The sequence below is a fragment of the Clostridium sp. AF34-10BH genome (genome assembly GCF_003478095.1).
Taxonomy (GTDB): domain Bacteria; phylum Bacillota; class Clostridia; order Lachnospirales; family Lachnospiraceae; genus Acetatifactor; species Acetatifactor acetigignens.
In genome coordinates, this window is record NZ_QUEC01000024.1 from 59,193 (window position 1) to 68,959 (window position 9,767).

The 9,767-nt window shown below is 47.2% G+C and carries 6 protein-coding genes; 5 read left to right on the plus strand and 1 reads right to left on the minus strand.

All coding sequences use genetic code 11. The features are described 5' to 3' along the window. The first annotated feature begins 87 nt into the window (after nucleotides 1-87). The 3 genes from DWZ61_RS14585 to DWZ61_RS14595 all read left to right on the plus strand — a co-directional run bounded on the left by DWZ61_RS14585 (nucleotide 88) and on the right by DWZ61_RS14595 (nucleotide 4,348). The gene (locus tag DWZ61_RS14585) at nucleotides 88-591 is read left to right on the plus strand and encodes a MarR family winged helix-turn-helix transcriptional regulator (protein WP_118539347.1); all 504 of its coding nucleotides are present in this window, start codon (nucleotides 88-90) and stop codon (nucleotides 589-591) included. Between the two features lie 77 nt (nucleotides 592-668). Further along, nucleotides 669-2,423 carry an ABC transporter ATP-binding protein gene (locus DWZ61_RS14590; RefSeq protein ID WP_118539349.1) on the plus strand — a complete coding sequence of 585 codons (1,755 nt, stop codon included), beginning with the start codon at nucleotides 669-671 and terminating at the stop codon, nucleotides 2,421-2,423. Further along, on the plus strand, nucleotides 2,423-4,348 hold the full coding sequence (locus DWZ61_RS14595) for an ABC transporter ATP-binding protein (RefSeq protein ID WP_118539351.1): 1,926 nt from the start codon (nucleotides 2,423-2,425) through the stop codon (nucleotides 4,346-4,348). The genes DWZ61_RS14590 and DWZ61_RS14595 overlap by 1 nt, the downstream gene beginning before the upstream one ends. 77 nt (nucleotides 4,349-4,425) lie before the next feature. Here the strand turns inward: DWZ61_RS14595 and DWZ61_RS14600 are convergent, their stop codons facing one another. Beyond that, nucleotides 4,426-7,728: a phospholipid carrier-dependent glycosyltransferase gene (locus DWZ61_RS14600; RefSeq protein ID WP_118539353.1), complete on the minus strand. Its 3,303-nt coding sequence runs from the start codon at nucleotides 7,726-7,728 to the stop codon at nucleotides 4,426-4,428. A 144-nt stretch (nucleotides 7,729-7,872) separates the two neighbouring features. Here DWZ61_RS14600 and srtB point away from each other — a divergent pair, with 144 nt between their 5' ends. After that, a complete protein-coding gene (gene srtB, locus DWZ61_RS14605) occupies nucleotides 7,873-8,640 on the plus strand; it encodes a class B sortase (protein ID WP_118539355.1) in 768 nt (255 codons plus the stop codon). Nucleotides 8,641-8,797: 157 nt separating this feature from the next. Further along, nucleotides 8,798-9,767: collagen-binding domain-containing protein (locus DWZ61_RS14610; RefSeq protein WP_118539357.1), on the plus strand; the 970-nt coding region annotated here is incomplete at its 3' end.

The following is a 9,767-nucleotide window of genomic DNA, read 5'->3' on the forward strand; positions in this document are numbered from 1 at the left end:
AGTTTGCGCGAGTAGAGAGGAAAATCCCATGCTGGCATGAGGATTTGACGAACACCGCATTAGAGGCATAGGAGATAAGGAGGCAGGATGAACGAGGAGACAAGTGTACTGACGAACCGTCAGCTTGGATTTGAGATCAAGGCCGCCAACAACATGATCCGCCGGAAGATCGATGCGATCTTTGCTCAGATGGAAGGAAATGAAATCAACGGAATGCAGGGGCCGCTGTTGGGATATCTGTATCACAAGAGCCGGAACGGCGATGTATATCAGAAGGATGTGGAGAAGGAATTCCGAATCCGCAGATCCACGGCAACGGTAATGCTCCAAAATCTGGAACAGAAGGGCTATATCGTCCGGGTGGCATCCACGGAGGATGCCCGACTGAAAAGGATCCTGTTGACGGAGAAAGCGATCGAGCATCACAATCTGATCGAAGAGCAGATCCGGGATTTCAATCGAGAGCTGGAGAACGGTATTACCGAAGAAGAGAAGCAGACATTCTTAACTATTTTAGATAAGATGATGCAGAATCTGGGGCAGGACAGCAGGCGGACCGGACGTTGTAACGGGCCATGCCGTAACGAGTGATGCTGGCAGTCATGCATAACAGAGAGGTTACAAAACATTTATTATAGGATAGAAAAATACAAGAAAGGAAACCAGCTATGATCAAAACATTAGCAAAACAGATCAAGGAATATAAGAGTGCATCTCTTGTAACTCCTATTTTCATGATCCTGGAAGTAGCCATGGAAATGGTGATTCCGCTCCTGATGGCATCCATCATTGATGACGGTGTGCAGGCGGGAGATATGAAACATATTTTTGCCATCGGTTGTTACATGATCCTGGCAGCTATTGTCGGATTGTTCGCCGGTGTCATGGGTGGTAAATACGGTGCGAAAGCATCCACCGGTTTTGCCAGAAATTTAAGAGAGGCCATGTATGAGAACATTCAGACCTTCTCTTTCTCCAACATTGATAAGTTCTCCACGGCAGGACTGGTCACCCGTATGACCACGGATGTTACCAATATCCAGAACGCTTACCAGATGCTCTTACGTATGTGCTTCCGCGCACCGGTCAGCCTGATCTGTGCTATGCTGATGGCGTTCCTGATTAATGCAAGAGTGGCAAGTATTTATCTGGTGGCGGTAGTGTTCCTTGGAATCGTTATCATTTTTATTATGAGAGCAGTGTCCAAGTATTTCAGTGAAGTATTCAAGAAATACGATGATTTAAATGCCAGCGTACAGGAGAACGTAGCCGCACAGCGTGTGGTAAAGGCTTATGTGCGTGAGGACTATGAGATCGACAAGTTCCATAAGGCCAGCTACAACATCTACAAGATGTTCAAAAAAGCAGAATGTACCATGACTTATGTATGGCCGGTAATGCAGTTTACCGTATACGGCTGTATCCTTGGAATCAGCTGGCTTGGCGCTCACATGATCGTTGCCAGCCAGTTGACTACCGGTGAACTGATGAGCCTGCTGACCTATTGTATGACGATTCTGATGAACCTGATGATGTTAGCCATGATCTTCGTTATGATGACCATGAGCGCTGCCAGCGGAAAGCGTATCGCGGAAGTATTAAATGAAAAGGCGGACATCACCAACCCCGAACAACCTGACTACGATGTGACAGACGGTAGTATCCGTTTTGATCATGTGACCTTCCGCTATAACAAACAGAGTGAGAAGCCGGTACTGGATGATTTGAACTTTGAGATCAAAGCCGGAGAGACCATCGGTATTCTGGGTGGTACCGGTAGTTCCAAGACCAGTCTGGTGAACCTCATCAGCCGTCTGTATGATGTAAATGAGGGTACGGTCTATGTCGGCGGTAAGGATGTCAGAAGCTATGATCTGGAGACTCTGCGTAACGAAGTATCCGTAGTATTACAGAAGAACGTGCTGTTCTCCGGTACCATCTTAGAGAATCTCCGTTGGGGCGACGAGAATGCTACTGAAGAGGAATGCATCCGTGCCTGTCGTCTGGCCTGCGCCGATGAATTCATTGAGAAGATGCCAGAGAAATACAATACCTATATTGAACAGGGCGGAAGTAACGTATCCGGCGGACAGAAGCAGAGACTGTGTATTGCCAGAGCACTGCTGAAAAAGCCGAAGGTACTGATTCTGGATGACTCTACCAGTGCCGTGGATACCGCTACCGATGCGAAGATCCGTAAGGCATTTGCTACGGAGATCCCCGGTACGACGAAAATCATCATTGCACAGCGTATCTCCAGTATTCAGGATGCAGATCGTATCATCGTTATGGATAACGGTAAGATCGATGCATTTGCACCTCACGAAGAACTGCTTCGTACTAATGAGATCTATAAGGAAGTATATGAAGCCCAGACCCAGACGGGTGGCGGCGACTTTGATGAGAATGGAGGTGAGTCATAATGCCAGGACCTATGGGCGGCGGAATGCGTGGACCCGGCAGAAGAATGCAGGGCGGTACACGTATTGAGAATCCGGGAAAAGTATTTAAACGACTGATGGCGTATATCTTTAAAAATTACGGCATTCACTTTATCTTTGTGTTGGTCTGTATTGTACTGAGCGTTGTGGCAAGCATTCAGGGTACTCTGTTCATGCAGAGACTGATCGACGACTATATCATGCCCATGATCGGACAGGAGACTCCGGACTTTGGCAATCTGTTCCGGGAAATTGTCCGTGTGGCTGGTTTTTATCTGGTCGGTGTGGCGGCCACTTATGCTTACAACCGTATCATGGTAACCATAACTCAGGGAACACTGAAGAATCTCCGTGATGATCTGTTCGAACACATGGAAAAGCTGCCGATCAAGTATTTTGATACCCATTCCCACGGCGATATCATGTCCATTTACACCAATGATATTGATACTTTACGTCAGATGATCAGCCAGAGTATCCCGCAGGTATTTTCCAGCTTCATCACCGTAGTCGGTACCCTGGGAAGTATGCTGGTATTAAGTGTGCCTCTGACAGCAGTCAGTCTGATCATGGTGGCACTGATGATGTTCGTCACTGGTAAGGTAGCGGGCTTAAGCGGAAAATATTTCGTAAAGCAGCAGAAGAATATCGGTAAAGTCAACGGTTACATTGAGGAAATGGTGGAAGGCCAGAAGGTAGTCAAGGTATTCTGCCATGAAGATAAGAGTCTGGAGGAGTTCAAGGCTCTGAATGATGAACTGTGCGACAGCGCATACAATGCGAATAAGTTCGCAAACCTGATGGGACCCATCAATGCCCAGCTGGGTAACTTAAGCTATGTGGTATGTGCCATCGTCGGTGGTGCCATGGCGCTGGGTGGTTTCGCAGGACTGACGCTGGGTAAGCTTGCCAGCTTCTTAACTTTTAACAAGAGCTTCAACATGCCTATCAGCCAGGTCAGCCAGCAGCTGAACAGTATCGTTATGGCACAGGCTGGTGCCAAGAGAGTCTTCGATCTGCTGGATGAGCCGGTAGAGACCGACGAGGGATATGTGACCATCGTCCGTGCCAAGAAGGTAAACGGCAAGATCGTGGAGTGTACCGAGAGAACCGGTATGTGGGCATGGAAGCATGTACATCAGGCGGATGGATCTGTAGATTATATTGAATTACAGGGTGAAGTGGTATTCGACGATGTGGACTTCGGTTACAATGATGACAAGATCGTGCTGCATAACATCGAGATGTATGCAAAGCCCGGTCAGAAGATCGCATTCGTAGGCTCCACCGGTGCCGGCAAGACCACGATCACGAACCTGATCAACCGTTTCTATGATATTCAGGATGGTAAGATACGTTATGACGGCATCAATATCAACAAGATCAAAAAAGCGGATCTGCGGAAGTCTCTGGGTATCGTATTGCAGGATACCCATTTGTTCACCGCTACCGTTATGGACAATATTCGTTTCGGTAAGCTGGATGCTACAGACGAGGAAGTCATTGCCGCAGCAAAACTGGCTAACGCGGATACCTTTATCCGTCAGCTTCCGGATGGTTACAACACAGTCCTCACCGGTGACGGTGCGAACTTAAGCCAGGGTCAGAGACAGCTGCTTTCTATTGCCAGAGCAGCCGTAGCGGATCCTCCGGTACTGATCCTGGATGAGGCTACCAGCTCTATCGATACCCGTACCGAGAAAATTGTACAGGACGGCATGGATAAGTTGATGAAAGGAAGAACCACTTTCGTCATCGCCCACAGACTTTCTACTGTCAAGAACAGTGACTGCATCATGGTTCTGGAACAGGGCCGCATCATCGAGCGCGGCAACCACGATGAACTCATCGCCCAGAAGGGCAGATATTATCAGTTGTATACCGGTAATGCGATCGCTGAGGGGTAAGTGAATAGATATGCTATACCAAAAAACAGTGCCTGGATTGGCACTGTTTTTTATATGAAGTATTTTATAAAGAGGACTTAACCTGAGATCAATACCCAGGTATCCCGCCAACGCAAGTATTTTATTACAAAATCCACATCCACCGGCTGCCCGGACAATACCGGATAGAACAGCAGGAACAGGGCAAACGCCACCGCAGCATAAGCGCAGCAGACGATGATGAAGGTGCGGTCAGACATATGCTTCTTCCACTGCATCAGGCTGTACACGATCATCAGCACTACAAAAGGAACACTGGGGAAATAGTGGTAGATGAAGGTAATTCTGGTGACGAAGAACCAGGGCAGGTACTGCGCCAGGTAGCCGACTGCGAGGAAAGCAGCTGCTGCATATTCTCTGTGGGACAGGGTGGTCGCAGTATCTGTGGAGCACTCTGTTTGTGTGTGTCCTGTCAGAGAACAGAGAAACGCATTGTTGCGAATTAACAGGTACAGGATGTAAATAAATGCCAGAATACCGATCCACCATACAACAGGATTGCCGAAAGCACTGATTCCCTCTTTGACTGCATCGGTCAGATATCCGGAATAGTACCAGATCGGGCGGACCATAGTGGGCCACTGATACCAGGAAGAGGAATAAGGATGCGTTGCCTCCAGGCCGCTGTGATAGTTGAACATGGAAGTCTGGTTGGTCAGCATACGGTCAAAAAGTCCCAGATGGGAATTGTCTACAAATGGCAGGTAGGACAACAGATAGATCACTGCCGGAACCAGCACGAAAAAGGTCAGGCAGAAGTCGATCGTCTTTACCGTATAATCCGGGAATTTCTTTACAATCTGCTGATGCTCCATGCCGTTGGTGCTTTTTCCGGGATGGGCTTTGGCATGGAGGTATTCCCGGTAGCGTCGCAGCAGATGCGCAAAAAACAGCAGTGCCAGTCCACAGCCCGCATAGATACCGGTCCATTTGCTGGCAATTCCCAGTCCCATGCAGATGCCGCATAAGCCCAGAGGCACAAAGGTCTTATACAACGGTGTATCGTAAAAACTCATAGAACAATAGTAGTACATAAAATAGTACATTGCAATCACAAAGAATGTGATATAAACATCGATGGTGGCAATCCTTGTCTGCGTAAAATGCATAAAATCAAAGGCAAACAGGAAGCAGGCCAGAGCTGCCGCAGGAGTATTCCTTGTCATTTTTTTCCCCAGCAGGTAGATAAACGGCAGCATGGCAATGCCGAACAGAGTACCCATGATACGCCAGCCGAAAGGATTCATTCCAAAGATGGCAACACCCAGGGCGATGAAGATCTTGCCCAGAGGCGGGTGGGTATTTTCGTAGGTCGGCAGGCCGTGAAGGAACTCGTAAGCCGTGCGTGCGTGATAGATTTCATCGAAATACATGCTGTTGCGGAAGGAATAGCGTTCCGGGTACAGATCGCTTTCGTCAAACAGTGTAGGGTAGGCATCTGCGTTCAACGGGCGTGTGATGTTGCCATTCGCGTCCAGGAAGACCAGTTCAATCAGAGAGGCATCATTATCCGTCAATGACAGACGCAGATATCTGGTTGTGGCAGACATATCAGAAGTACTGTTTTCTGTGGCCTGTGTCAGCAGATCCTGCAGGGAGACATCCTGCCAGGTGAAGACATTGTTTAAAATGATCTCACCGAGATAAGTCCAGGAGTCTTCGGCATTACTTTTGACATCCATCCCAAAATGTCGCTGGTGCCAGGGAGCCAGATAACTGGCCATAGTCACAGGCAGCGCATCTTCGGGGAATTCCAGCTCGATGGCCTGTAATTCTCCCGACATATCGTAAGTTGTTGTCGGAGCTTTGCGGTCTCCCAGATCATAGAGGGCAAAGCAACTGTACAGAATACCGATTGCCAGCAACAGGCACAGATCCGGTTTCGTGAAATGGATTCTCTCTTCGGAAGGAATGGGCTCCAGGGGAGAGAGAAAATATTCTCGAAGTCTTTGTCCGAGTCCTGCGGCAGATCTTGTGGAAGCAGTATGCCCGGAAGCTCTACGGCCTATCGTGGGCTGCGGCTTTGCATCGGTGGCAGCTCCTGCTTCACCGTGAACATAATATTTCCAGATGATCTTATAGAAATAATACAGGCAGCACAACATTCCGGCAGATACCAGCAGAATGATGGGAGCCTTGCGGTCATAATTCTGCGGATCGTAATGGTACAGCACATTGGCGGTGTTGTAAAAATGCAGCACTGCAAATCCACTGAAGCATTTCCAGAGAGGTGTAGAGGGCCGGTACAGGCAGCAGAAAAGCAACAGGGCCAGAGCGGGATACATATAACGCTCATGCATACGGACGGAGAACAGGAACATCGTCAGGATGATAAAGGCACCGAGACAGAAATATCTTGAAGGCTCTTTCCGGCAGCGGGCTGCAATAAGGAAGGTAAAGAGTACGATCAGCAGGATCACGATAGTGCCCCAGGTCTTACAGGGCAGGAAGAGGAAAATCGTGTTCTGGTCGACCCAGTTCATTCCTAATAGTCCCCAGAAATTGTAGGCATTGATGGCTGCATATTCATAGGATCCCAACGTTGAAGTATATTGTGAGATTGCAGCGGTTAATCCGAAAGGAGCGCACAGAAGGAGCATCCCGCAGATGACAACCAGACCACCGCACAAATTATAGAAGAATTTCCGCCAGGAAAAATCCTGTAAGAACACATGGTCCCAGATCCCTGCCAGCAGTACCGGCGTGAAGATCAGCATCTGTGGCTTTAACAGGACACCCAGTCCGTAGACAGCATAGGCAGGAAGCAGGTTTCCCTTCATGAGGAACAGGCACATAAGGATGATCATCAGCGTGTATACGGAATCCACCTGTCCCCAGCAGGAAGAATTCAGAATGACCGCCGGTTGGAACAGATACGCAGAGGCAGCAAAGATTCCCTGCAGATCGGAAAAATGCAGTCGCTTTACCGCCTCTCTGTAGAGTAGAAACCCACAGGCAATATCACAGAGAATTGCGGGTAATTTTAACAGTAAAATATGCAGATCGGAATAATAAGGAATCTGCAGCAGAGATCGTAACGCTCCGATCAGATACAATACATACATGAAACCGGGCGGATAGTCCGTAAACATCTCGGCAGAATAGAACTGCCCTGGCCCTAAAGTGAAAATCCGGTCAGCCCAGGCTGCAAAACAGGCGATATCATTACTGAAGCCGTGGGTGGTGTATGCAAGGAGCAGGCGCAGAAGCAGGGCACCTCCAAATACAAGCAACAGAAGAGAACGCCGGTTGCTTGTATTGTGGAAATGAGAACTGTTCTGAAAGCCTGTATAGCAGACACCGCACAAAAGCAGTGAAAGCAGTGCAAAAAGATGTATCATAAGATTTTATTCCCCCAATAGTTTCTTATTTAAAGTCATACCTTAAAAATATCAAAAAATAACTCTTTCGTAAAGACGAATGCGGAAAAATAAGGTATAATCATTAACAAATTATAACGATTCTTGCAGGAAGGGGAAACTGGCATGAAAAATAAAAAAGCGGAAAATGCGATCACAGCAGTGCTGGCGGCAGCGGTACTGCTGACCGGAGGAATGAGTCTGCATTCTTATCTGTCAGAGCAGAGAGCAAAAAATGAATACGATGCCATCCGCCAGGAGGTGGTGGCAGAGCCTGCGGCGGGGGAAACACAGGAAGAGATTGCGGAGAAAAATTATCCGGAGCTGCAGATCGACTTTGCCGAACTTATCAGGACCAACCAGGATTTTCGTGGATGGCTCTATTTCCCGGCATTGGACATCAGTTATCCGGTGGTACAGGGGGAGGACAATGACTATTATCTGAAGCATTCCTTCGAGGGGGAGAGTGTGAATGCTGGATGCATTTTCATGGACTGTGGGGCTTCAGCAGACTGGTCAGACAGGAATACCTTTGTATTCGGACATAATATGCGGGATGAGAGCATGTTTGGGGCTTTTAAAAATTTGCTGAAGGGGACGGCAAGCTGCGAGGAGAATCCTTACTTCTATATATACACGGAAGATAAAGTCTACATTTATGAGATTTTTTCCTATTATGAAACAAAGAGTACCAGTGACCGTTTTGCCACGTTTACCTCAGATGCCTCCTATGATGATTATGTGCAGTGGGCCACGGAACATTCCCTGTATGCTTCAGATGCAGACTTAAGTGACAGGGGAAATATCGTATCCCTATCTACCTGCTACGGCTCATCCGGTACAAAAAGGCGGGCTCTGATCCATGGAGTCCTGACAGAAACGGCTGTATACTAAGGCTTATGTTACAAAAATAGCAAATGATACTGAAAAGATCAAAAATATAATAAAAATCTGAACCTTTTTTGAAATGGCGCCAGTCTTAATGATTGTAAAGAGGAACGAAAACGTTTAAAGACGTTGAAACACGCAGTTTCATTGAGGGAGAAATCAGATGAGCAGATTTAGCAAGTATGTAAGGGAAAAAGTGGTAAAGGTTCTGGTGACAGCACTGGTTGTAGGTTCTGTTGCAGGGAACGAAGGGATTGCTGTGCAGGCAGCAGGTACGGATTTAAATGATCCATTTTCATTTGTATTATATACAAATGAATTTGTATCCTCAAATCTGGACCATATTGAGGGAAATGCCGCAATTAAAGAATTAAAGGTTTCCATGGTAAGCTATGGGGGAAAATCTTATCTGGGAGATCTTTCTGCTCCGAATCAGATTCTTAAATATACAGCGTCAGGCAGAACAGACGAAAAGGAACTGATAATTCCCCTTACTAATTCTGACGGAACCCAGAACTCTGTTGAGCGGGAAGTGACTGGACAGGGTTATAATATTATAGCTGGTGAAAATAAATTATATACTGGAAATCTTCTGAAGAACTGTGAGGTATGGGATACAGATATTGCATCTGAGATCAGCAATGTCCTGGCAGGTAATATGGTACAGAAAAGCAAAGATTTATATGCTATGGCGAATGAAGACAGCGATACACAACTGGTATTGAATGTAACAAGTGCTGAGTTAAATACCAGGATGGAAGGCTATGACAAAGAGATCACTGGCGCAGCTTTTTATGGAAAAACAGTTGTGGTAAATGTAAGTGATTCCGGTACAGTGAATATTACCGGCTGGATGAATGCGCATGGTGCAAAAAAGCAAGCATTGGAACATCAGCTGTGGGCAGACAGAATTATTTGGAACTTTGGCAATGCAACAGAAGTTAATGTAAATTCTATTTTCGGATATATTCTGGCTCCGAATGCAACTGTCTATAATGGCGGAACTGTTGTCGGAGGCATCATAGCGGATAAGTATAAGCAGGGTGGAGAGATTCACTGTCCGTGCGAACCGGATGAGCCGGAACCTACGCCGACACCGACGGTACCGGTGGTAACCGAAGAGCCTACGCCGA

What these genes read in the sequence shown, in the direction of transcription:
- DWZ61_RS14585 (WP_118539347.1), top strand. Translation starts at nt 88, where the DNA reads ATGAACGAGGAGACAAGTGTACTGACGAACCGTCAGCTTGGATTTGAG.
- DWZ61_RS14590 (WP_118539349.1), top strand. Translation starts at nt 669, where the DNA reads ATGATCAAAACATTAGCAAAACAGATCAAGGAATATAAGAGTGCATCT.
- DWZ61_RS14595 (WP_118539351.1), top strand. Translation starts at nt 2,423, where the DNA reads ATGCCAGGACCTATGGGCGGCGGAATGCGTGGACCCGGCAGAAGAATG.
- DWZ61_RS14600 (WP_118539353.1), bottom strand. Translation starts at nt 7,728, where the DNA reads ATGATACATCTTTTTGCACTGCTTTCACTGCTTTTGTGCGGTGTCTGC.
- srtB (WP_118539355.1), top strand. Translation starts at nt 7,873, where the DNA reads ATGAAAAATAAAAAAGCGGAAAATGCGATCACAGCAGTGCTGGCGGCA.